General features: G+C 72.5%; 19 protein-coding genes and 1 pseudogene. 4 read left to right on the top strand and 16 right to left on the bottom strand.

The features are described from left to right. Positions 1 to 20 precede the first annotated feature (20 nt). The 11 genes and pseudogenes from ACFZCY_RS08910 to ACFZCY_RS08860 form a co-directional block, all read right to left on the bottom strand. Complete coding sequence (locus tag ACFZCY_RS08910) at positions 21 to 833, bottom strand: GDSL-type esterase/lipase family protein (protein ID WP_391170350.1); 813 nt, start codon at positions 831 to 833, stop codon at positions 21 to 23. A 77-nt stretch (positions 834 to 910) separates the two neighbouring features. After that, positions 911 to 2,248 carry an extracellular solute-binding protein gene (locus ACFZCY_RS08905; RefSeq protein WP_391170348.1) on the bottom strand — a complete coding sequence of 446 codons (1,338 nt, stop codon included), beginning with the start codon at positions 2,246 to 2,248 and terminating at the stop codon, positions 911 to 913. Beyond that, a pseudogene (locus ACFZCY_RS08900) lies at positions 2,245 to 3,204 on the bottom strand (pectinesterase family protein); the annotation flags it as partial. The pseudogene ACFZCY_RS08900 and the gene ACFZCY_RS08905, both read right to left, overlap by 4 nt. Before the next feature lie 224 nt (positions 3,205 to 3,428). After that, complete coding sequence (locus tag ACFZCY_RS08895) at positions 3,429 to 4,964, bottom strand: family 43 glycosylhydrolase (protein WP_391170346.1); 1,536 nt, start codon at positions 4,962 to 4,964, stop codon at positions 3,429 to 3,431. Further along, positions 4,961 to 5,746: a DUF6807 family protein gene (locus ACFZCY_RS08890; RefSeq protein WP_391170448.1), complete on the bottom strand. Its 786-nt coding sequence runs from the start codon at positions 5,744 to 5,746 to the stop codon at positions 4,961 to 4,963. Before ACFZCY_RS08890 ends, ACFZCY_RS08895 begins: the two co-directional genes overlap by 4 nt. A gap of 44 nt (positions 5,747 to 5,790) precedes the next feature. After that, positions 5,791 to 7,008 carry a Gfo/Idh/MocA family oxidoreductase gene (locus ACFZCY_RS08885; protein ID WP_391170344.1) on the bottom strand — a complete coding sequence of 406 codons (1,218 nt, stop codon included), beginning with the start codon at positions 7,006 to 7,008 and terminating at the stop codon, positions 5,791 to 5,793. A 38-nt stretch (positions 7,009 to 7,046) separates the two neighbouring features. After that, positions 7,047 to 7,955, bottom strand: a complete 909-nt coding sequence (locus ACFZCY_RS08880; RefSeq protein WP_391170342.1) for an ABC transporter permease subunit — start codon at positions 7,953 to 7,955, stop codon at positions 7,047 to 7,049. Continuing rightward, complete coding sequence (locus tag ACFZCY_RS08875) at positions 7,952 to 8,890, bottom strand: sugar ABC transporter permease (RefSeq protein ID WP_361483200.1); 939 nt, start codon at positions 8,888 to 8,890, stop codon at positions 7,952 to 7,954. Before ACFZCY_RS08875 ends, ACFZCY_RS08880 begins: the two co-directional genes overlap by 4 nt. 101 nt (positions 8,891 to 8,991) lie before the next feature. Continuing rightward, positions 8,992 to 10,764 carry an L-arabinonate dehydratase gene (gene araD, locus ACFZCY_RS08870; protein WP_391170339.1) on the bottom strand — a complete coding sequence of 591 codons (1,773 nt, stop codon included), beginning with the start codon at positions 10,762 to 10,764 and terminating at the stop codon, positions 8,992 to 8,994. Continuing rightward, a complete protein-coding gene (locus tag ACFZCY_RS08865) occupies positions 10,761 to 11,663 on the bottom strand; it encodes a dihydrodipicolinate synthase family protein (RefSeq protein ID WP_391170337.1) in 903 nt (300 codons plus the stop codon). The genes araD and ACFZCY_RS08865 overlap by 4 nt, the downstream gene beginning before the upstream one ends. A gap of 11 nt (positions 11,664 to 11,674) precedes the next feature. Beyond that, positions 11,675 to 12,331 (bottom strand): FCD domain-containing protein, encoded by a 657-nt coding sequence (locus ACFZCY_RS08860; protein WP_391170335.1) that lies wholly within the window; start codon positions 12,329 to 12,331, stop codon positions 11,675 to 11,677. Positions 12,332 to 12,466: 135 nt separating this feature from the next. Between ACFZCY_RS08860 and ACFZCY_RS08855 the strand changes: the two genes are divergently transcribed. After that, on the top strand, positions 12,467 to 12,997 hold the full coding sequence (locus ACFZCY_RS08855; protein ID WP_391170446.1) for an AAA family ATPase: 531 nt from the start codon (positions 12,467 to 12,469) through the stop codon (positions 12,995 to 12,997). Positions 12,998 to 13,078: 81 nt separating this feature from the next. On the opposite strand, the gene ACFZCY_RS08850 is transcribed toward ACFZCY_RS08855, so the two are convergent. Together ACFZCY_RS08850 and bla are read right to left on the bottom strand one after the other, a co-directional pair. Then, a complete protein-coding gene (locus tag ACFZCY_RS08850) occupies positions 13,079 to 14,305 on the bottom strand; it encodes a hypothetical protein (protein ID WP_391170333.1) in 1,227 nt (408 codons plus the stop codon). A gap of 164 nt (positions 14,306 to 14,469) precedes the next feature. Continuing rightward, positions 14,470 to 15,384 carry a class A beta-lactamase gene (gene bla / locus ACFZCY_RS08845; RefSeq protein WP_391170331.1) on the bottom strand — a complete coding sequence of 305 codons (915 nt, stop codon included), beginning with the start codon at positions 15,382 to 15,384 and terminating at the stop codon, positions 14,470 to 14,472. Positions 15,385 to 15,503: 119 nt separating this feature from the next. Here bla and ACFZCY_RS08840 point away from each other — a divergent pair, with 119 nt between their 5' ends. Both ACFZCY_RS08840 and ACFZCY_RS08835 read left to right on the top strand, forming a co-directional pair. Further along, positions 15,504 to 16,391, top strand: coding sequence for a LysR family transcriptional regulator (locus ACFZCY_RS08840; protein WP_391170329.1), 888 nt, complete (start codon positions 15,504 to 15,506; stop codon positions 16,389 to 16,391). Continuing rightward, positions 16,388 to 17,290, top strand: a complete 903-nt coding sequence (locus ACFZCY_RS08835; RefSeq protein WP_391170327.1) for a serine hydrolase — start codon at positions 16,388 to 16,390, stop codon at positions 17,288 to 17,290. Before ACFZCY_RS08840 ends, ACFZCY_RS08835 begins: the two co-directional genes overlap by 4 nt. A gap of 11 nt (positions 17,291 to 17,301) precedes the next feature. On the opposite strand, the gene ACFZCY_RS08830 is transcribed toward ACFZCY_RS08835, so the two are convergent. After that, the gene (locus tag ACFZCY_RS08830; protein ID WP_391170325.1) at positions 17,302 to 18,045 is read right to left on the bottom strand and encodes an SDR family NAD(P)-dependent oxidoreductase; all 744 of its coding nucleotides are present in this window, start codon (positions 18,043 to 18,045) and stop codon (positions 17,302 to 17,304) included. A 95-nt stretch (positions 18,046 to 18,140) separates the two neighbouring features. On the opposite strand from ACFZCY_RS08830, the gene ACFZCY_RS08825 reads away from it, so the two are divergent. Beyond that, a complete protein-coding gene (locus ACFZCY_RS08825; protein ID WP_391170323.1) occupies positions 18,141 to 18,701 on the top strand; it encodes a TetR family transcriptional regulator in 561 nt (186 codons plus the stop codon). A gap of 34 nt (positions 18,702 to 18,735) precedes the next feature. Here ACFZCY_RS08825 and ACFZCY_RS08820 read toward each other — a convergent pair whose 3' ends face one another. Next, positions 18,736 to 20,373, bottom strand: coding sequence for a VWA domain-containing protein (locus ACFZCY_RS08820; RefSeq protein WP_391170321.1), 1,638 nt, complete (start codon positions 20,371 to 20,373; stop codon positions 18,736 to 18,738). Next, on the bottom strand, positions 20,370 to 21,575 hold the full coding sequence (locus ACFZCY_RS08815; RefSeq protein WP_391170319.1) for an AAA family ATPase: 1,206 nt from the start codon (positions 21,573 to 21,575) through the stop codon (positions 20,370 to 20,372). The genes ACFZCY_RS08820 and ACFZCY_RS08815 overlap by 4 nt, the downstream gene beginning before the upstream one ends. Positions 21,576 to 21,883: the final 308 nt, after the last annotated feature.

Below are 21,883 nucleotides of genomic sequence, written 5' to 3'. Positions count from 1 at the left end.
GGGGACGGGGAAGGCGGTGGCTACCAGGTGATCCAGCTGTCCGGGATCGCGGCGTCCAGCCGCCGGACGTCGCGCGGCCGCAGCACCCGCCGGGCCGCCAGCTCGCGCGCGACGAGCCGGGCCACCTCGATCGCGCCGTGCGGCTGGAAGTGGGTGTTGTCCTGGACCCCGGCCGGGTAGTTGGGCGACTCCCCCGGCTCCAGCCAGTTGAAGCAGTCCTGGGTGGCCACGGGTCCGAGCCGCTGCCACAGCGCGATGCTGGATGCCTGGATGTCAAGGAGCGGCACGCCTTCGGCGCTGGCGAGACGGCGTACGGCGTCAGGGTACGCGCCGTGGGTGGGCAGGGCGTTGCCCGCCGCGTCGAACTTGCGGCGCTCCACGGAGGTCAGCAGCACGGGGTGCGCGCCGCGCTCGCGCGCGCCGTCGAGGTAGAGCCGCAGATACTGCGGATACGTGGTCTGCGGATCGGTGCCGCGCGCCGGGTCCTCGGTCTTCTCGTCGTTGTGGCCGAACTGGACGAGGAGGAAGTCGCCGGGGCGGAGGGCGGCCAGGATGGGGGTGAGCCGCCCCTCGTCGTAGAAGCTCTTGGAACTGCGGCCGTTGACGGCGTGGTTGGCGACCGTGAAGCGGTCGTCCGCCAGGAAGAACGGCAGGGCCATGCCCCAGCCGGTCTCGGGCGCGGCGGTGGGCTGCTTGGTCGCGGCGGTGGAGTCGCCCGCGAGGTAGACGGTGGTGCGGGCCTTTGTGGCGGCGGCCGCCGCCGTGCCGGGGGCGGCGAGGGCGAGCGGCAGCGCGGCGAGGGAGGCGGCCGCGCGTCTTCGGGTCAGGGACATGACGAGACCTTTCGTACGAGGCGGGGCCGGGGCGGCCGCCGGTGCGGTGCGGCCGCCCCGTACCCGCGCGGGGACCGCTATTTCCGGTGCTTCTTCCAGTCGGCCTGGGCCTTGTTCAGCTCCCCGGCGACCTTGTCGCAGAAGGCCTTGGCGGTCATCTGGCCGAGCAGCACCTTCTGGAAGGCGGGCTCGTTGTCGGCCTTGCTGATGTTGTTCCAGTCCGGGAGGTAGTACGGCAGCTGGACGACCTTCGTCTGCGGGTCGTTCAGCGACTCCAGGGCGGCCTTGGTCGGCGGCGCCTGGTTGATCCAGGCGTCGTCGGCGGCGCCGACGTTGGCGGGGATCGCGCCGACGTCCTCGTTCCAGAGGCTGTTCATCTCCGGGGAGGCGGCGAACTCGATGAACTTCCAGGCGGCCGCCTTGTTCTTGCTCGCCTTGAACAGGCCGAGGCCGTCGACCGGGTTGGAGACGATCGTGCGCGCCGACCCGGCCCGGGACGGCGGCAGCGGTATGCCCGCGATCTTGTCCTTGCCGAGCTGCTTCACATGGTCGACGTAACTGCCGAGGTTGTGCTGGAGCATGCCGATGTCGCCCTGGTCGAACTGGGCGACCATCTTGGCGAAGTCGTTGTTCAGGTCGGCGGAGGGGGTGGCCTTCTTGAAGAGGGCGACGTACTTCTCCAGCGCCGCGACGTTCTTGGGGTCGTTCAGCGTCGTCTTGTCGCCGTCCCAGAACGAGGAGATCCCGGACTGGGCGTACATCATGTCCAGCGCCTGGGCGATCGAGCCCGCGCCGCCGCGCAGGGTGAAGCCGAACTTGTTCTTGCCCTTGTCGGTCAGCTTGTCGGCGGCCTTGTAGAAGGCGTCCCAGGTCGTCGGGGCGGCGAGTCCGGCGGACTTGAACAGGTCGGTGCGGTACCAGAGGGTGCCCTGGTTGGCCGAGGTCGGGACGGAGAACAGCTCCTCGTCGTCCCCGCCGGCCGCGCGGACGCTGTCCACCATGTTCTTGATCAGCTTGCCCTTGAGGGGGCTGTCCTCGATGCGGTCGGTGACCGGGTCCAGGGCGCCCTGGGCGGCGATGTTCGCCAGGTACGCGGTGCCGACGCCGCCGACGTCGGGGAGGCTGTCGCCGCCGCTCTGGATGGCCGTGTCGTACTTCGACTGCACGTTCGTGATCGGGATCGGAACGTACTTGACCTTGATGTCCGGGTTCTTGTCCTCGAACTTGGCGATGATCTTCTTCCAGACCGCCGTCCGGGGGCCGCCGTTGTTGTCCCAGAACGTGATCGTGCCCTTGCCGGACCCCTCCTCCCCGGTGGTCGACCCGTCGTCACCGCACGCGGTGGCGGTGAACGCGAGGCTGAGGACGACGGCGACGGCCGCGGCGGCTCTGTGGTGCGGGGATGGTTGCTTCATGATGCGCATCTCCTGGTGTGTTGGGGTGCCCAGCCGTCCGTCCCCGCGAGGTAGTCGGCGACCTCGTGGTGCGCGGCGTCGGCCTCGTTCATCTGCGGCCGTCCGGCGGCGGGGTCCGGCCCCGCCGCGCCCGGTCCGGTGTTGCGGTACTCGGTGAAGCGCGCCTCCTGCCACGGGAATCCGCTCATGTCCGTCCAGGGGGCGGACTTGACCGCGGCGGGGAGGCGCGTATCGCGGATGAGCACCTGCGCGACCGCGTCCGGCTCCCCGCCGGGGTGCCACGGGCGCCCGAGGTGGAAGGTCTGGTCGGGCGCGTCGCTGACGACCCGGCTGCGGGTGATCAGGAAGCCGTAGGGGTTGCCCTTCCAGGTGCTCGCGGCGGTGATGTAGCCGTTGTTGGTGTCGCTGCCGCGGGAGAGTGCCCTGATGGTGGAGCGCTCGATGACGGTGGTGGCGCGTCCGTAGATGAAGTCGACGTCGCCCTCGATGTACGAATTCTGGATGTACACCCGGCTGTTCGTCGTCAGCTTCGGGCTGTCCGTCATCAGGGTGTCCTGGTTGCCCTTGAAGGCCGTGTCCCGGAAGACGATCCGGTCGCCGGTCGTCTTCATGGCCAGCGCCTGTTCGCCCTTCAGGTCGTGGGCCGCCTCGTCGAAGTCGTTGACGAAGGTGAGGTGGCGGGCCGTGACGTCGCTCGCCGCGATGAGAACGGTGGCGCTGCCGGTGGATCCGCCGTACTCGGCGGGGGTGTCGTGGACGATGGTCGTGTCCGCGCGGTGCCTGCCGGTGCCGAGGAGGGTGAGGTGGGGCTTGTCGGCGGGGATGCGGACCTGTTCGCGGTAGGTGCCGGGGGCGATGGCGAGCGTGACGGGCCGGTCGTTCCCGGCCGGTACGGCGTCGACGGCGGCCTGCACCGTGCGGAAGTCGGCGGAGCCGTCGGCTGCGACGTGCAGAATGCGCGCATGCCGCGCGTCGGCGCTCGCGCTGGGCGCGCCGCCGAGGAGTGCGAGCAGGGCGGCCGCCACCAGGGTGAGCGCCGTCGTGGGCACGGTGCGTGGCCGAGTGCGGGCCGTGTTGTGCCCACCCGTTCCTCCCCCAGCTACCGCTGGGAGGTGCCCCCTCCGCGGAACGCCTGCCCACAACACGGCGCCGGAGCCACCGGTTTCGGGAAACATCTCCATCACTCGGGTCCGTCCGTCACTCGGAAGTCGGCGAAGGTGGCGTGGCCCGCCGGGCCGCGCCCCGGCGGGGCGGTGGCGAACAGGCCCAGCAGGGCGCCCACCCACCGCCACGGCGTGGCGGCGAAGACGGGCCCCGACGGGCGGAAGCCGTCGCCCGTGTCGGCCGAGAAGCGGCAACGCGCGCCGGGCGCGACCTCGATACGGAGGCGGGCCCGGGCGCCGGGGGCCGGGCGGGGGCGCTCCGCTTCGCGTTCGCGCTCCATGCTCACGCCGGCGAAGCGGTGGACCAGGCGGACGCCGTCCGCCACCCGCTCCAGGCCGATCCAGCCGAACGCGTCGCCCAGCACCGCCAGCCCGGCCTTGGCCCCCTCGGCCTCGCTCTCCAGCGCCAGGTCGGCCGTGACCGTGAAGCACTCGGCGGGCAGCCGCTGCACCAGGACGTTCGGCAGCTTCCGCAAGTCCTCGGCCGCATCGGCCCGGTGGCAGGTCAGCCACAGCCCGGAGCCGTCGTGCGGGGTCGTCCAGCCCGCCACCGGGTTGGCCGTCCAGGACCATTGGGGGCCGTACCGGCCATGGGGGAAGGCGTCGTCCACGGCGGGGGCCTGGATCTCCGCTGTGGTCCCCTTCGGCTTGCGGTACCACGCCACCGGCTCGCCCTCGTCGCCCGCCACCGGCCAGCCCGCGTCGTCCCATCGCATCGGCTGGAGGTGCACCACGCGCCCGTAGGCGCCGCGCTGCTGGAAGTGGAGGAACCAGTCCTCGCCCTCCGGGGTGTCGACCCAGGCGCCCTGGTGCGGGCCGTTGACGTCGGTGCGGCCCTGGGCCAGGATCGTCCGCTCCTCGTACGGGCCGAAGAAGTCCCGCGAGCGGAAGGCGCCCTGCCAGCCGGTTTCGACGCCACCGGCCGGGGCGAAGATCCAGAACCAGCCGTCGCGCCGGTAGAGCTTGGGGCCCTCCAGGGTGAACCACCCCGGGATGGTGTCCCCGTCCACGATGACGCGCCCGTCGTCGAGGAGTTCCCGGCCGTCCGGGCTCATGCGGTGTCCGGTGAGCCGGTTGTTGACGCCGGAGCGGGACTTGGCCCAGGCGTGGACGAGGAAGGCGTTGCCGTGTTCGTCCCACAGCGGGCAGGGGTCGATCAGACCCTTGCCCGGCTTGATCAGGTGCGGGGCGCTCCACGGCCCGCGCGGGTCACGGGCGTTGATCTGGTGGACGCCGGTGTCGGGGTCGCCCCAGAAGATCCAGAAGCGGCCGTCGTGGTGGCGGATGCTGGGCGCCCAGACCCCGCAGTCGTGGCGCGGGAGGGCGAAGGCGCCGGCGGGTTCGAGCCGTTCCAGGGCGTGTCCGAGGATGCGCCAGTTGACGAGGTCCCGGGAGTGCAGGACGGGCAGTCCGGGGGCGCGTCCGAAGCTGGAGGCGGTGAGGTAGTAGTCGTCGCCGACGCGGACGACGTCGGGGTCGGACCAGTCGGCGTCCAGGATCGGGTTGCGGTACGTACCGTCGCCGAGGTCGGCGCGCCATACGGGTTCGCTCATACGGCCGCTCCCTTGTCCGACAGCTGCCCCGCGATCCGGGCCGCCTCGTCCCGCTGCAGGCATCCGTCCGCGACGGCGGTGACGATGCGCCGGGTCACGGTGTCGGCGGGGGCGATCGTCAGCGGCCGTTCGCGGGTGCCCAGGGCCGAGCCGACGCCGGGGTGTTCACCGGTGCGCACGTGCCAGGGGGCGGAGCGGGTGTCGCCGGTCGCCCCGGCGAAGACCAGCGTCCAGTCCTCGGCGGCCAGCGCCACCCAGTCCGCGCACCTCCCGTCCACGGCGGCCTCGCCCTCACCGCCCGCGCTGAAGACCCGCGGCGGCTGCGGATGGCGCGGCGCGCTCCAGAAGAAGCCCCCGCCGGACCCGGAACCCGCGCCCCCGATGCCGATCTCCTGGCCGGTCACATTGGTGAGCGCCGTGGTGAAGTCCAGCGCCCAGCACCCCGCCGACAGGGGCCGCACCGCGACCGTGCGCCGCTCCAGCAGCAGTTGCCGTCCGCCCGCGCCGCCCCAGGACAGCTCCTCCACGAATCCGTCCGGGTCGCGCAGCAGCCAGCCCAGGTGGCGCTGGCTGCCGTAGGCGTCGGGTACGGCCATGGACACGCCCGGCTGTTCGGTGACGGTGGTGCCGCCGAGGGTCCGTACCGGGTGCAGATACGGGCGCGGGGCGAGCGTCCCGGCGAGCTGCGGACGGTGGACGTACATGCCGACGGGCCGGTTCTCGTGGCGCAGTACGGTGCAGGGGGGACGGTTGGTGAAGGACGCCTTCGTGGGCGCGTTCATGCGTGCGTTCGTGGGGGCGTTGATGCCTGCGTTGATGCGTGCGTTCATGGGTGCGGGACCTCCGCGGGGGGTGCGGCCCAGGGGGCGCGCAGTTCGGAGTACAGAGCGAGGCGCTCGGCTCCGGCGGCGACCAGTTGGTCGATGCCGGTGACGACGCGCCGCTTCGCGCCCGCCGACGCGCCCGCACCGGGTTCGGTGCGCCAGGCGTCCGCGGGCAGCGGGACCGGTGCGGGGGCGGTGCGGACCGCCTCGACGACGCGCATGAACGCGCCTGTGCGGTCCGGTGGGACGAGCAGTTCGGTGCCGTCGCGCACATGGGCCGCCAGGTTCTCCAGCAGGTCGGTGCGCGCGTAGTGGGTGGTCTCGGGGGGCGCTCCCGCGCGCTCGACCCGGACCCGGTCCTGCTTGTACCAGAAGGTGATGCGGCCCTGGTCGCCGTGGACGACGACGTACGGCTCGCCGGGTTCCTCCGCGCACAGGGTGACGGCGGCGGTGAGGGTGGTGCCCCAGCAGGTCCGTATGCGCAGGCAGGAGGTGTCGTCGGCCTCGATGTCGTTGGCCCGGTACAGCTCCAGTTCCAGGGCGGTGATGTCCTCGGCGCGGTCGGCGCCGTCGATGCGCAGGGCGGTGGCGACGGCGTGCGCGAGGGGGTTGGTGAGGACGCCGTCGATGACGTCGCGGCCGCCCAGGGTGCGGTGCCCGGCCCAGGGGGCGCGGGTGTAGTAGTCCTCGTCGCGCGCCCAGGCCCCGGCGGCGCCGATGCCCCGTACGGTGCCGATGGCGCCGTCGGCGATGAGCTTCCGGATGGCGGGCAGGGCGTGGGAGCCGAGGGACTGGAAGCCGATCTGGCAGGCGGCGCCGAGCTCGGCGAGCCCGTCGCGCAGCCGCGTGAACTCGGCGTAGGAGGGCGCGGGCGGCTTCTCCAGCAGCAGCTGCGCGCCGTGCGCGGCGGCGGTGAGGGCGAGGTCGGCGTGGGTGTGGATCGGAGTGCAGATGACGGCGATCCGGGCGCCGGTACGGGCCAGCAGCGCGCCGAGGTCGCCGGACTGCTCGGGCCCGGGCTCGCCGAATCCGTCGCCCAGCTCCTCCGCGTCGAGCGGCCGGAGCTCGCACACCCCGGCCAGCCGCACCAGCCCCTCCCCCGCCAGCCGCCGGATGTTCTCCAGGTGCCAGCGGCCGTGTCCCCGCGCGCCCGCGAGGACGACGGGTACGGGTGGGTGTCCCTCGGCGGCCCCGCGTCCCCCGGGGTGTGTCGTGCGCATGGTTCGGACCTCCTTGCCCGCGAAAACAGTGACCGGGGTCAGCCCTTGACGGCGCCCGCGCTGAAGCCGGTGATCAGCCACTTCTGGATGAAGGCGAAGACGATGACGACCGGCACCGCCGCGATCACGCCACCGGCCGCGAGGGCGCCCAGGTCGACGCTGTCGGCGCCGATGAGGGTGTTGAGACCGACCGGGATGGTCTGCGTGTCCTGCGAGCTGAGGAACATCAGCGCGAACAGGAAGTGGTTCCAGCTGTGGACGAAGGCGAAGGAGCCGACCGCGATCAGCCCCGGCCGCAGCAGCGGCAGCACCACCGCGCAGAAGGCCCGCAGCCGTCCGCAGCCGTCCACCCAGGCCTGTTCCTCCAGGGAGACCGGCACGTTCTTGATGAAGCCGCTGATGAGGATGATGGACAGGGGCAGTTGGAAGACGGTCTCCGCGATGATCACGCTGCCCAGCGAGTTGATCATCTGGAGGTTCTTGAAGATCTCGAAGAGCGGTACGAGCATCAGCGCGCCCGGGATGAACTGCGAGGCGAGCAGGGCCAGCATGAAGCCCTTCTTGATACGGAAGTCGAAGCGGGCGAGCGCGTAGCCGCCCGCGAGCGCGACCACCGTCGTCATCACCAGCGACGCGACGCCGACGATCATGCTGTTCTGGAAGAAGGTCCCGAAGGCGCGCTCGTTCCAGACCTTCGCGAAGTGCTCCCCGGTGACCGGCCACGGCACCAGCGAGGTCGAGCCCGCCGGGCGGAGCGCGAAGAGCAGCATCCAGTAGAAGGGGACGAGGGTGAACAGCAGATACAGGCCCAGCGGCGCATAGATCTGCCAGCGCGGTACGCCGTCGTCGACCGACCGTCCGCGCCGCTTGCCGGAGGCGGCGGGCGGGACGGGGGCCGCGGGGGCGGCCGGGGACCGGTGGTCCTGTTCCGCGAGTGCGGCGGTCACTTGGTGTCGCCTCCGAACTTGCTCAGGCGCAGATAGAGGATCGAGCAGAAGAGGAGGATCACGAAGGCGACGGTGGTCAGCGCGGAGGCGTAGCCGAAGTCGTGGCCGTTGATCCCGGTGTTGGCGACGTACAGCGGCAGCGTGGTGGTCTGCCCGGCCGGGCCGCCGCCGGTGAGGGTGTAGAGCAGGTCGACGTTGTTGAACTCCCACACCCCGCGCAGCAGGGTCGACAGCACGATGGCGTCCTTCAGGTGCGGCAGCGTGATGTGGAAGAACTGCCGCGCCCGCCCGGCGCCGTCAACCGAGGCCGCCTCGTACAGGTCCTTGGGGATGGACTGCAGGTCGGCGAGGATGAGGATGGCGAAGAAGGGCACCCCGCGCCAGAGTTCGGCGAGGACGGCGGCCCAGAAGACGGTGCCGGTGTCGGAGAGCACGGAGGTGCCGTACGTACCGATCCCGGCGTCCGCGAGGTAGCGGCTGATGCCGGTCGACGGGTTGTACAGCAGCATCCAGATGGTGGTGGTCAGCACCCCGGAGACGGCCCACGGCGAGAAGACCAGGGCGCGGGCGATGCCGCGGCCGATGAAGGTCTGGTTGACCAGCAGGGCGAGCGCGACGCCGAGCACGAGCTGCAGCAGCACCTCGGTGACGACCCATTTGCCGCTGAAGGTCAGCGCGTCCCAGAACTGCGGGTCGTCGGTGAAGATGCGGGTGAAGTTCTCGAAGCCCGCGTAGCCGTTCCGCCAGGGCTTGGTGACGTTGTAGTTCTGCAGGCTGTAGTAGAGGACGCTGAGCATCGGATAGGCGATGAAGCCCAGCATCAGCAGCCCGGCGGGGGCGATCAGCAGGTACGGGAGGCGGCGTGGTGTCGCTCCCGTACGGCGCCGGGTGCCCCGGGGGGCGACCCGGGGTTGTTTCGCCACGGCGTCGGCCATGACTGCTACTCCGTTCTCAGGGGGAAGCGCGGAATGGAAGCGCTTTCCGCACGTTGTTCGAGATACCGTGCAAAAATTTTTCGGTCGGAGCCGCGGGCCGCTCAGCCCGCGTACGGTTCCGGCACCGCGCCGTCCCGGGCCAGGAAGCGGAAGTCGCAGCCGGTGTCGGCCTGGGTCATCTGGTCCTGGTAGAGCGCCCCGTAGCCGCGCCCGTAGCGGGGCGGCGGGGCCGTCCATTCCGCTCGGCGCCGCTCCAGCTCGGCGTCGTCCACCTCCAGCCGCAGCACCCGCGCCGCCACGTCCAGCGTGATCAGGTCGCCGTCGCGGACGAGGGCGAGCGGCCCGCCGATGTACGACTCGGGGGCGATGTGCAGCGCGCAGGCGCCGTAACTGGTGCCGCTCATCCGGGCGTCGGAGATCCGCACCATGTCCCGCACCCCCTTCTTCAGCAGGTGGTCGGGGATGGGCAGCATGCCGTACTCGGGCATGCCGGGCCCGCCGAGCGGACCGGCGTTGCGCAGCACCAGCACGGTGTCCTCGGTGATGCCGAGGCCGGGGTCGTTGATGGTGGCCTGCATCGTCTTGTAGTCGTCGAAGACGACGGCGGGCCCGGTGTGCTTCAGCAGGTGCTGATCGGCGGCGATGTGCTTGATGACCGCGCCGTCAGGGCACAGGTTGCCGCGCAGCACCGCCACTCCGCCCTCCTCGGCGAGCGGGTTGTCGCGCGGCCGGATGACGTCCGGGTTGTGCACGAGGGCGCCGTCGAGCTGTTCGCGCAGGGTGGTGTGGGCGGCGGTGGGCCGGTCCAGGTGCAGCTGGTCGGTGAGCCGGGAGAGGAAGCCGGGCAGTCCCCCGGCGAAGTGGAAGTCCTCCATCAGATACCGGCCGCCGGGCCGCAGATTGGCGAGGACGGGCACGGTGCGGGCGATCCGGTCGAAGTCGTCCAGGGTGAGCCGCACCCCCGAGCGCCCGGCCATGGCGATCAGGTGGATGACCGCGTTGGTGGAGCCGCCGAGCGCGAGCACGGTGGTGACCGCGTCCTCGTACGCGTCCCGGGTGAGGATCTCCGAGAGCCGCAGGTCCTGCCACACCAGCTCGACGATGCGCATCCCGGAGGCCGCGGCCATCCGCTCGTGCGCGGAGTCGACGGCCGGGATGGACGAGGCGCCCGGCAGGGTCACGCCCAGCGCCTCGGCGGCGGCCGTCAGCGTGGAGGCGGTGCCCATGGTCATGCAGTGGCCGGGCGAGCGGGCGATGCCCTGCTCCAGCTCGGCGATCTCGCAGTCGCCGATGAGCCCGGCCCGCTTGTCGTCCCAGTACTTCCACATGTCGGTGCCCGAGCCCAGCACCTCGTTGCGCCAGTGCCCCGGCAGCATCGGCCCGGCGGGCACGAAGACGGTCGGCAGATCGGCGGTGGCGGCGCCCATGAGCAGCGCCGGGGTGGACTTGTCGCAGCCGCCGAGCAGCACGGCGCCGTCCACCGGGTAGGAGCGCAGCAGCTCCTCGGTCTCCATGGACAGCAGATTCCGGTACAGCATCGGAGTCGGCTTCTGGAAGGTCTCGGAGAGGGTGGAGACCGGGAATTCGAGGGGGAAGCCGCCCGCCTGCCAGACCCCGCGCTTGACCGCCTGGGCGCGGTCGCGCAGGTGGACGTGGCAGGGGTTGATGTCGCTCCAGGTGTTGAGGATCGCGATGACCGGCTTGCCGAGGTGTTCCTCGGGCAGATAGCCGAGCTGGCGGGTGCGGGCCCGGTGGCTGAAGGTGCGTAACCCCTCGGCGCCGTACCACCGGTGGCTGCGCAGCTCCTCCGGTCTCCTGCGCGGGCGGCTTTCGCTTGCGTGGGGGCCGCTCGCGCTTCCGCGCGGGCCGCTCACAGCGCCCACCCCTGTATCAGCGCGGCCACCTCGGCTCGCTGCGGCTCCGGCAGCAGCCGGCTCGGCGGGCGGACGTCGCGGCGGCACAGGCCGAGCGCGGCCAGCGCCTCCTTCACCACGGTCACGTTGTTGGCCGACTGCCGGGCGGCCCGCAGATCCTCGAACGGCCGGATCTGCTCCCACACCTTCATCGCCGCCGCGTAGTCCCCGGCGCGCAGCGCGCCCAGCATGTCCAGCGAGAGCTTCGGGGCGACGTTGACCAGCCCGGAGGTGAAACCGGTGGCGCCGACGGCCCAGTACGAGGGCGCGTACAGCTCGGCCAGCCCCGCCACCCATACGAACCGGTCGAGCCCCGCGTCCCGCGCGAAGGCCGCGAAGCGGGCCGCGTCCGGGACCGCGTACTTCACGCCGATCACGTTCGGGCACGCCTCGCCGAGCCCCGCCAGCGCCGCGCCCTCGATCAGCGGGTTGCGCAGGTACGGCACCACGCCCAGCTCCGGAACCGCCTCGGCGATCTCGCGGTGGTAGTCGACCCAGCCGTCCTGGGAGACGTACGGATGCACCGGCTGGTGCACCATCACCATCTGGGCCCCGGCCTCCCGGGCGTGCCGCGCGGCGGACACCGCCGTCGCCACGTCCTGCCCGACCCCCACCACCACGGCGGCCCGGCCGCCCGCCTCCTCGACGCTCAGCTCGGTGCACAGCCGGCGCTCCTCCAGGGTGAGGGCGTAGAACTCCCCGGTGTTGCCGTTGGGGGTGACCGCCCGTACGCCGCCGTCGAGAAGCCGGCGCAGCAGGGCGCGGTAGGTGTCCCGGTCGACGGCGCCCGTGGCGTCGTACGGGGTCACCGGGATCGCCACGACGTCCGCGAGCGCGGTTCTCAGCGGTGTGAAGTCCATACGGGGCCTCTCTAGTTCGTGTTCGCGTCGGTGTCCGGGTCCGGGAAGGCCCGCTGGACGAAGGAGGAGATGTGGTGGTGCAGCGCGCGGGCGGCCCCGTCGGCGTCGCCGTCGTGCGCGCGGGCCAGGATCTCCCGGTGCTCCCGCGCCTCCCGCTCCCAGGACGGCACCGCCTGCCAGGCGACGGCCGACACCAGCGCGGCCTGGTCGCGCAGCTCGTCGAGCATCCGGGTCAGCAGCGGATTGCCGCACGGGAGGTAGAGCGAGCGGTGGAAGTCCCGGTTGGCCAGCGACCGGTCGGCCGGGTCGGCCGCCGCGTCCGACCGCTCCAGCGCGGCCCCGGCCGCCGCCAGGCTCGCCCGGGCGGTGACGGTCCGCCGCAGCGCCTCGGGCTCCAGCAGCAGCCGTACGTCGTATACGGCCCGTGCCATCGCGGTGTCGACGGTCCGCACGGTCGCGCCCTTGTACTCGCTCATCACCACCAGCCCCCGGCCCGCCAGGGTCTTCAGCGCCTCCCGCACCGGTGTCTTCGACACCCCGAACTGGGCCGCCAGCTCGGTCTCGACGAGCGGCTGCCCCGGCCGCAGCCGTCCCGTGAGGATGGCGTGCTTGACCGCTTCCAGCACGTACTGGGTACGGGACGGAATCGGGCTGGGGGCGATGTCCATGGTGGCTCTCAGATCTCACGTATCGCGTCTCATATATGACGTACGAAGTACGACGCGATGAAGTTAGGGCGGTCCCGGGGATTCGTCAACGGTCCTGACGAAACTTCACGTTCCATTGCCGGTAACGTGATCGGAGTGCTAACGGGCTCCCCGACGACGCGTCTGATCCTGCTGCGCGGCAACTCCGCCTCCGGCAAGTCCTCCATCGCCGCCGGGCTGCGCGCCCGCCACGGGAGGGGCCTCGCGCTGGTCGGCCAGGACGCGCTGCGCCGCGACGTCCTGCGCGAGCGGGACGTCGCGGGCGGCGCGAACATCGGCCTCATCGACACCGTCGCCCGCTACGCCCTCGACCACGGCTACCACGTCGTGGTCGAGGGCATCCTGTACGCCGCCCACTACGGCCCGATGCTCGACGCCCTGCGCGAGGACCACCGGGGCCGGACCCACGCGTACTACCTCGACGTGCCCTTCGCCGAGACGGTGCGCCGCCACGCCACGAAGCCGCAGGCGGCCGAGTACGGCGAGGCGGAGCTGCGCGGCTGGTACCGCCCGCTGGACCTGCTGCCGGGCGGCGCCGAATCCGTGATCCCGGCGGCGAGCGGGCTCGACGAGACGGTGGACCGGATACTCCGGGACGCGGGGCTGGCGCCGGGCTGGATCAGATGATGCGCGACGGGGTGGGCGTCCGTGGGGGCGTCATCGTGGTTGATGCCGTGCACGCGGCCATGCACCCGTGGGGTGGGGCCTCTAGCCAGGTGTGGTCGGCGGTTCCGCGATGCCGATGAAGTTCGCGATCTCCTCCAGCAGCTCTGGGTAGTGCTCGCCGTACGTGTTCACCGCGTGCCACACCGCGTCCAGCGCAGCCTCGAGCGGGGCGGGCTCGGCTGCGGCGAGCACGGCGGGAAGAGCGAAGTGCGGCTGTGAGATCCGCGCGGGGCCGCGCGTGTTGCCGGAGGCGTGCACCACCACGGCGGCGCCGTACCCCGCCCGCCCGGCCGCCGCCGGGGGAGCCGGTGGGCGGTATGGCGGTCGCTCGGGAGGTATCGCCTCGAGCACCGACCGGCTCGGGACCCGGGGGTCGGAGCGCAGGGTCTCCCACAGCCGGGCCGCGTTGTCGAACGGCGGCGGCAGCGGACGCCTCTCCGTCAACGCGGTGAGCGCCTGGGCGACCCACGGCACATCGGTCAGGCCCGCCGCCTCGCAGGCCCGTCGGGCGGCCAGCGACGCCACCGCACGCTGCGCCTCGGGACTCACGACGTCGAGCGCGTGCACCAAGTCGCTGTCGAAGCGGAGCAGACCGCGGACATTGCCGCCGGCACCGCGCAGCGCCTCGCTCGGCAGCCGTCCGCCCCACTCCCACCGCTCGCGGTGCGATCGCCGCTCCTCCGCGGCCCGTTCCTCCGCCTGGCGGGCCAGGCGTTCGGTCTCGGCGCGCTGCTCGGGTGTGGGCGGCGGCGGAAGTTCGCGCGCATAGCGGTGCCAGTTCGCGGCAATCCGTGAGGTCTGGCGGACCACGCGGTCCGGGCGGGGCGGCGCGGGCCAGAACTGCAGGAGGTAACTGTCCGCCGGTGGCTCCCCGGCCACTCTGGTGTCGAGCTCCCGTCCCTCGTCCATCCCCCGGGCGCAGTACCGTACCCGGTAGTCGGTCGGGGCGAGGTTCAGGTCCCACGCGGCCTCGGCCGCCCATTGCACCAGACTGGTGCGTTCCGACACCGGGCGGAAGGACACCTCCACCACGTCCTCCCAGACGGGGTCCAGCGGAGGTGCCTCGTCGTGGACCTCCACGACGAATCCGACATTGCCCGTGTGCAGTCCGGTCGTCAGCCAGAGCACACCCGGGACCGCGGCCCCGCACAGGCCCCCGCTCTGGCCTGCGAAGGCCTCGAAGAGGTCCGGATTCGCACTGCCCGGATCGCTTTCGACGTAGATCTGACTGTAGTGAACGTGGACCTCGCCCGTGACCGGCCTGCGCACGGCAACCCTCTCTTCGTCGCTGACGGCCCCGGGGCCCTGTCGGACGGGCCGTCACATGTCCCGCAGCATGCCGCAGGCCACTGACAACGGGCCCGGCGGTGTCAGTTCGGCGGTCCGGTGGCACGTCCGGGATCACTGCGACCGCCGGCCCTTGGACCGATCAGCTAGGACAGGGTGCCGGCGACCACGGACGCCGCCTTTGCGATCAGCTTGTCGTCGTGCGCGTCGTCCTCCTCGCCGCGGTTCGTCATGACCGCCATGACGATGGGCGCGGCGTTGGGGCGCCACACCACGGCGATGTCGTTGCGGGCGCCGTAGCCGAAGCCGCTCCCCGTCTTGTCGCCGACCACCCAGCCCTTGGGCACGCCGGCCCTGATGACGGCGTCCCCGGTGGTGTTGGTCCGCAGCCACGTCGTCAGCTGGGCGCGTTCGGGCTTGCGGAGGACGTCGCCGAGGACGAAGGCGCGCAGGTCCCCGGCCAGTGCCCGCGGGGTGGTCGTGTCCCGCGTCTCGCCCGGGGTCCATCGGCTCAGGTCGGGCTCGACGCGGTCCATCCGGGTGGTGTCGTCGCCCAGCCTCCTGACCTCGCGTTGCAGCGCCTTGGGCCCGCCGATGGCGTCGAACAGCAGGTTGGCCGCGGTGTTGTCGCTGTAGCGGACGGCGGCGTCGCACAGCTCGCGCAGGGTCATGCCGGTGTCGACGTGCTTCTCGGTGATGGGCGAGTTGTCGATCAGGTCGTCACGGGAGTACGTGATCACCTTGTTCATCCCGCCGAGCGAGTACCGGCGCAGCACGGCCCCGGCGCTGAGCGCCTTGTGCGTGGAGTGGAAGCCGAAGCGCTCACCGTCCCGGTAGGCCACCTCGCGTCCGGTGCCGGTGTCGATGGCGTAGAGGCCGAGCCGGGCGTCGAACTCGCGCTCCAGGGCCTTGAGTTCGCCGGTGTACGGCTTCGTGGCCGTGGCGGACGCCGCCGTGGGCGACGAGGCCGTGGCGGTGTCCTGCCCGCAGGCCACGAGCGGGACGAGGGCGAGCGCGGCGAGAGCGCCGAGTGCGGTGCGGCGGGCACGGGTGAACAGCATGGTGACCTCCAAGGTCCGGTGCTGGTCGGTGAGTTGCGAACACCTTCACCGCCGGGCACTCATGCGGTCCAATACCCTCACGCGCCACTTCATGCCGATCTGGCATAAGGTTCCGGGTTGTGGATCTCGTCGGGGCATGCCGTGCGTTCGTCAGCGTGAGCGAGTACGGCAGTTTCACCGTGGGGGCGGCGGCTGCCGGGATGTCCCAGCCGGTGGCCAGCCGTCGCGTCGCCGCCCTGGAGGAACGCTTCGGTGAGCCGCTGTTCGAGCGCACGTCGCGGCGGGCCGTGCTCACCCCGTTCGGCCGGGACATGCTGCCGACGGCCCGGCAGCTCGTCCAGGCGGCGGATGTGCTGCTGCACGAGGCCGAGGCCGTCAAGCGCAAGCCGTGGCGGCTCGCGGTGCCCGGCATCTGCACCACGGCCGGTCTCGCCCGGCTCGTCGCCGAGGCGCGGGGGCTCGGTGTCACCCTGGACCTCCGGGTCGCGGCCCCGGCGCGGCGCGCGGAGCTGATGCACACCCAGCACGTACGTGCCGCCCTGCTCACGGTGGTGCCGGACGACGCCGCGTGGTCCGTGCCGCTCGGGCTGGCCGGTGCCGTGGATCCCGGGGTGCGGCGCGTCTACCTGGAGACGCTGCGGGTCGGCCGGGCCTCCTCCGGCCCGGCCCGGCGCATCTGGATACAGCCGGAGGACGACGTGCCGCACATCCGCGATCCGCTGACCCGGCTGCGCGACGCGGTGGGCCTGCGGCCCGCCCAGCTCGTCACCGCGACCGACCTGACCACTGCCGTGGCGGAGGCCCTGCGCACCCACGACGTACTGCTGTGCTCGCCCGCGCAGGCTGCGGAACTCGGCCTGCACTGGCGGCCCGTGGGCGAACTGGCCACCCTCACCCGCGGCTACGCCCTCGCCTCCGCGGAGGGCAGTCCACAGCACATCGAAGCACGCCTGGGCGGGGCCATAGCCCGCTGCCTGGGCGCCGAGACCCGGCGGGTGGCCACGTGAACACCGAAGCGCTGCTCCACGACGTACGGCGGCAGCTGCACGACGGCGGCCTGCGCGGCTGCCTCCTCGTACGGGACCTGGACACGGGCGAGGAGCTGGGCATCGACCCGGACACCCAGCTGCCCTCGGCCTCCCTGGTCAAGGTCCCGCTGGCGCTGGCGACGGCGGAGCGCGTCCGGCGGGGCGAGCTGGACGGGGCGACGCGGCTGGACGTGCCGCCCGGGCGCGTCACCACGCCCGGCCCCACCGGGCTGAGCCGCTTCCGCCACCCGGCGCGGATCGCGGTCGACGACCTGCTGTACCTGAGCACCTGCCTGAGCGACGGGGCGGCCGCCGACGCGCTGTTCGGGCTCACCCCGCCCGCCCAGGTCGCCGAGATCCTTCACGAGCTGGGGCTGCGCGGCATCACCGTCCGGCACACCGTGGACGAGTTGTCCGACACCCCCGTGGAACGCTTCGACACAGCCCAGGTCCACCTGGCCCACGCCCTGGCCATCGGCGCCGGTACGGGCGGTCGCGGCCACCGGGTGCCGCAGCTCGACACGACCCGCGCCAATACGGGCAGCGCCCGCTCGTACGTCGACCTGCTCCAGGCCCTGTGGACCCCGTCGAAGATCCACCCCGAGGTGGCGGAGCGCGTACGCGACCTCATGGCCCACAACGTCCTGCGGCACCGCCTGGCCCCGGACTTCAGCTCGGACGCCACGAAGTGGTCCTCCAAGACCGGCACCCTGCTGAACCTCCGCCACGAGGTGGGCGTGGTCGAGCACGCCGACGGCCAGTCCTTCGCCATCGCGGTCCTGACGGAGTCCGAGGTACCGGCCGCCATCCAACCCGGCGCGGAGGCCCTGATGTCCCAGGCGGCCCGCACCCTGCGCGACCACTTACGGCAGCTCTAGACCGGGCGCGGTCACGCCTGGACGGTGGGACGCACGCTGATCTCGCCGATCTCGACGTCATCGGGCTGCTCGACGGCGAAGGCCACCGCGCGGGCGACCGCCTCCGGCGGGATGCCCACCGCGGCCATGTTCTGGCGCGTCAGCTCCCGCAGGCGCGGGTCCGCCATGGAGTCGGCGAGATCGGTGCGGACGTATCCCGGCGAGATGGCCGTCGTGCGCACCACTCCGTCGGTGGACTCCGTGCGCAGCCCCTCATGGATGGTGCGCACCGCGTTCTTGGTCGCGGCGTAGACCGCCATCGAGGGGGACACGCCGGACAGGCCCGCCACGGAGACGATGCTCACCAGGTGGCCCGCCCCCTGCTCACGGAAGACGGGCAGGGCGGCGGCGACGCCGTTGAGCATGCCGCGCAGGTTGACATCGATCATGGCCGACCACCCTTCGGTGTCGAGGTCGGCCAGCGGGCTGATCGGGGCGATGCCGGCGTTGTTCACCAGGACGTCGATACGGCCGTACTGGCCGGTGGCGGTGGAGACCAGGCGCCGCAGGTCCTCGGCCCGGGTGACGTCGACGACGCACGTGGCGGCACGGCCCCCGGCCTCCCGGATGTCCCGCGCTATCGCCTCGATGCGCTCGCCGCGGCGGGCCGCGAGGACGACCGCGCCGCCGCGCCGGGCGAGCAGGCGGGCCGTGGCTTCGCCGATGCCGCTGCTCGCCCCGGTGATGGCGACGACCTTGCCGTGCAGAGAGAGCACTGCTGCCTCCAAGTAAAGTGGACACGTGTCCGCAGTAAGCTTCACCCTACCGGACACGTGTCCACTTGTTGCAGGCGGAACGTCAGGAGAGACAGATGAGCGCGCCGGCACGCCGTCCGGACGCGGCGCGGAACCGGACCCGCATCGTGGAGGCCGCCCGCGCGGCTCTCGCCGAGTCCAGCCACGTCCACCTCAACGAGATCGCCAAGCGCGCCGGTGTGGGACAGGGGACGCTCTACCGGAACTTCCCCAACCGCGAAGCGCTCCTCGCCGAGGTCTACCGGCGCGACGTCGAAGCGCTCGTGGCCGCCGCCCCCGCTCTGCTGGCGGAACACGAGCCGGTGGAGGCCTTGCGTCACTGGCTCGACCGGGTGATCGACTACGCCGAGATCAAGCACGGCGTCCTGGCAGCGCTCGAACCGGCGGCGTGGCAGGACCTTGTCGCCCACAGCCACAACCCCATCGAAGGCGCCCTCGGCCGCCTGCTGGACGCCGGGCAGGCGGCCGGTTCCCTCCGCACGGACGTGGACGCCCACGGGGTCCTGCTGCTGATCGCCTACCTCGGCCGGCTGGACCGGGACGCGTGGGAATCGACGGCACGGCCGCTGATGAGCGTCATCCTCGACGGCCTCCGCCGACGGGACGCGGACCGGTGAGGACCCGTACGGCGAGTACGGACCCGGGGCGCGGTCAGATCACGCGGAACAGATCGGCCGCGGCGTGCACGTCCGTAAGGTCCTCCACGGCGCGCAGGTTGTCGCACAGAGCCTCCAGCACCGACCCGGCCCCCGCGGCCCCCGGCGCGCCGACCGCCACCCCGAAAACCCGGAACCCCAGCAACCGCTTGGCGTCGTTCCAGCCCCGCATCCATGCCTCCGTGACGCCGCACTCGTCGTCGGTGATCATCACGATGTCCCCGCGCCTGCGCGCCGCGTCGTTGAACTCCTCCTCCAGCAGCTCGCGCGCCACCGTCAGCGGCGCCTGGTAGCTGGTGCCGCCGCCGAGGAAGGTCTCCGCGAAGTCGAGGACCCGGGCGACACCGGCGGGCCGGCCGGCCGGGAAGCGGAAGACGCGGATCTTGTCGGCGGCGGAGAACAGCACGCCGACGAAGTCGCGCCCCGCGTGCCGGGCCTGGTCCAGCAGCGCCAGGGCGCACGCCTTGGCCCACGCCTCCCGGGTGACTCCGCCGGGCCCGGCCTCGTACATGGAGTGCGAGGTGTCGACGCACGCGATGATGGCGCCCTGGCCGGTGGTCTGCTCGCCCTGGCTGTCGTAGAGCATCAGCTCCCGGGCCGCGTAGCGCGCGGCGAACACCGCGCGCAGCTCGGGCAGGCCGAGGTTGGCCAGCTCGGAGGGGATGACGCGGGAGAGGTCGTCGCCGAGCGTGACGCCGACCAGCTCGCCGGTGGCGTTCTCCACCTTCCGGGCGCGCTCACCGTCGGCCATCTGCCGGAAGCGGCCGATCAGTTCGGCCCACCGAGCGAGGCGGCCGGTGCGCAGCCGCCTCGCGAGCCGGGCGCGCCGGTCGAACGGCATGCGCTCCGTCTCGCCGGGTGCGATCCCCCACGCCCGCATCAGCGCGGCCTCCTCCCGTACGGCCTCGGCGGCCGTCGCCGCCGCGTTCCGCGCGGCGGCTCGGATGCCGGGGGCGGCCGCCGCGAGGGCCTGCGCGGCGTTCTGGGCGGCCTGCCGCGCGGCGGCCTCGGCGGCTTCGGCGGCCGCGATCGACCGTCGTACGGCGTCGGCGGCCGCGTCCGGCACGGCGCCGTCCTCCTCGGCGGCCCGCTGAAGGTCGGCAGCCTGCTGAAGGTCGGCGGCCCGCTGAAGCGCCTCGCCCACGGCGCTCGCCGCGCCTTCCGCGTCCTGCCGGGCCTTCTTCGCCTGCTCGCCGCGCTCCTGGGCGGTACGGGCGCGCTCCAGCATCCCGCGCAGCGCGGGGCCTTCGGCGAGTACGGCCATGGCGGCGGCGTAGGGGTCACCTGCCGTCTCCCGGCGCAGCTCGGCGAACTCCCGCGACTCCACCAGTGCGGTGACGACCTGATGGTTGACCAGCCGTGAGGGGTCCATCTCCGCGCCCTCGCGCAACCGCGGGTTGACCTTGTACGCGGCCAGGAAGGCGTCGGCGAGGAGGTCCGTGGCGTGGTCGTGGCGCCCGTTCAGCTCCTCGGCCATCTCGCGCAGCCCGGCCGACTGCTCATAGGTGTCGCGCCAGGTGATGCGGTCGAACCGGTCCGCGACGACGGCCGCCGTGTGCCGCCGCCCGGGCGCGGCGGCGGACAGGGCCAGCCACTTCCCGCCCCGGCCGGCCGGCTCGTCGAGCGTACTCACAGCTGGGCCCGCACCATGCTGGCGTCCATGCCGAGCGCCTCGGTGAGTACGCGGGCGCGGACGGCCCGGTGGCGGCCGGTGACCCGGTCGATGGCGGCGGTGGAACGCCCCGCCCTCGCCGCGTCCTCGCGCAGCTTCTCCAGCCGCTTCCCCGCCATGGCGAGCTTGTTGTGGGCCTTCTTGATGACCCACTCGCTCAGCGCCTCACGGGACCGCCCGGCCATGGCGTCGAGCTGGGCCTCCAGCTCCTCGATGGCGTCGGCCAGGTCGAGCGCCTCCTTGGCGTCGGGGTTGACCAGCTGCAGCACCTCGCGCTCGACGGTCGGCCGTTCGGCGGGCGAGTCCCACAGCACGTGCGTCAGCACCGACAGGTCGTTCTCGGCGACCTCCGGGCGGCCGTCGAGGTACGCGGACGCCTGGAGCAGGCCCACCGCCTGCCGCCAGCGGCGGTCGGAGGCGACGAGTTCCTTGCGGCGCAGGGCGGCCCGCAGCGTACACACCGCGTCCACGATCGCGTCGGGAACACCCACGGCCGGGACGGCCTCGGTCACGGCCTGCTGCAACGCGCCCAGCTCCACCGTGGTCCGCTCCGGTGCCGGTGCCGCCGGGCGGCTGACGGCGGAACGGATCAGCGCGGCGAAGTTCGAGGGGTCGGCCAGATACCCGACCTCGATCCGCACCAGCAGCCGGTCGTAGATCGCGGCCGAATCCTCGCCGCCGGGCAGCTCGTTGCTCGCCGTGATGGCCCCGATCAGGGGGCAACGGATCGGCTCACCGCCGCTCTCGGGGTGGTAGATCCGCTCGTTGAGGTAGCCCAGCGTCTCGTTCAGCGCCGCCGTGGAGCACTTGAAGATCTCGTCGATGAACGCGATGTGCGCGGTGGTGGCGCGGCCGTCGTAGACCTGGCGGTACTCGCCCCGGGCGAGCGCGGCGACGTCGATGGGCCCGAACATCCGCGTCGGCGCGGTGAACTTCGACAGCAGGATCTCCCAGTACGCCGCGCCCTCGACCCGCCCCGTCAGCTCCCGGGCCAGCTCGGACTTCGCCGTCCCGGGCGGCCCGAGCACCAACGAGTGCTGCCCGGCCAGCAGCGTCACCACCAGCGTCCGCACGACGTCGGCCCGCTCGTAGAACCGGTCCGACAACTCGTCACCGATCGCCCGCAGCCGCTTGGCCGTGTCCTGCGGATCCCGCGCGTCCATGCTCAACTCCTCCACCGCGGCAGCCTATTGGGCTGCCCCTGAGGGTTTCGCGCGCGGGTGCGGGCCGGTGGCCGGGTTGTGCCCACCCGTTCCGCCCCGCGGAACGATTGCCCACAACCCGGCCCTCAGGCACGCGGACTCGGGGCGGATGTGCCGCCACCCAACCCCTCCGACGATCGAGGAGCCGGGTCTCCGGGGCGAAGATGCCTCGCCCCCAGCCCCTTGCGCGATCGAGCAGCCCGACCCCGGGGCGGAGAAGCCCCACCCTCAGCCCCTTGCGCGATCGAGCAGCCGACCCCGGGGCGGAG

Source organism: Streptomyces sp. NPDC007983 (assembly GCF_042958345.1).
Lineage (GTDB): Bacteria > Actinomycetota > Actinomycetes > Streptomycetales > Streptomycetaceae > Streptomyces.
Note: the sequence above shows the minus strand (reverse complement) of the source record. Positions and strands in the feature narration are given on the sequence as shown.

Excerpts from the sequence above, each read along its gene's own strand:
- ACFZCY_RS08910 (WP_391170350.1), bottom strand. The coding sequence starts at position 833 with ATGTCCCTGACCCGAAGACGCGCGGCCGCCTCCCTCGCCGCGCTGCCG.
- ACFZCY_RS08905 (WP_391170348.1), bottom strand. The coding sequence starts at position 2,248 with ATGAAGCAACCATCCCCGCACCACAGAGCCGCCGCGGCCGTCGCCGTC.
- ACFZCY_RS08895 (WP_391170346.1), bottom strand. The coding sequence starts at position 4,964 with ATGAGCGAACCCGTATGGCGCGCCGACCTCGGCGACGGTACGTACCGC.
- ACFZCY_RS08890 (WP_391170448.1), bottom strand. The coding sequence starts at position 5,746 with ATGAACGCGCCCACGAAGGCGTCCTTCACCAACCGTCCCCCCTGCACC.
- ACFZCY_RS08885 (WP_391170344.1), bottom strand. The coding sequence starts at position 7,008 with ATGCGCACGACACACCCCGGGGGACGCGGGGCCGCCGAGGGACACCCA.
- ACFZCY_RS08875 (WP_361483200.1), bottom strand. The coding sequence starts at position 8,890 with ATGGCCGACGCCGTGGCGAAACAACCCCGGGTCGCCCCCCGGGGCACC.
- ACFZCY_RS08865 (WP_391170337.1), bottom strand. The coding sequence starts at position 11,663 with ATGGACTTCACACCGCTGAGAACCGCGCTCGCGGACGTCGTGGCGATC.
- ACFZCY_RS08860 (WP_391170335.1), bottom strand. The coding sequence starts at position 12,331 with ATGGACATCGCCCCCAGCCCGATTCCGTCCCGTACCCAGTACGTGCTG.
- bla (WP_391170331.1), bottom strand. The coding sequence starts at position 15,384 with ATGCTGTTCACCCGTGCCCGCCGCACCGCACTCGGCGCTCTCGCCGCG.
- ACFZCY_RS08825 (WP_391170323.1), top strand. The coding sequence starts at position 18,141 with ATGAGCGCGCCGGCACGCCGTCCGGACGCGGCGCGGAACCGGACCCGC.
- ACFZCY_RS08815 (WP_391170319.1), bottom strand. The coding sequence starts at position 21,575 with ATGGACGCGCGGGATCCGCAGGACACGGCCAAGCGGCTGCGGGCGATC.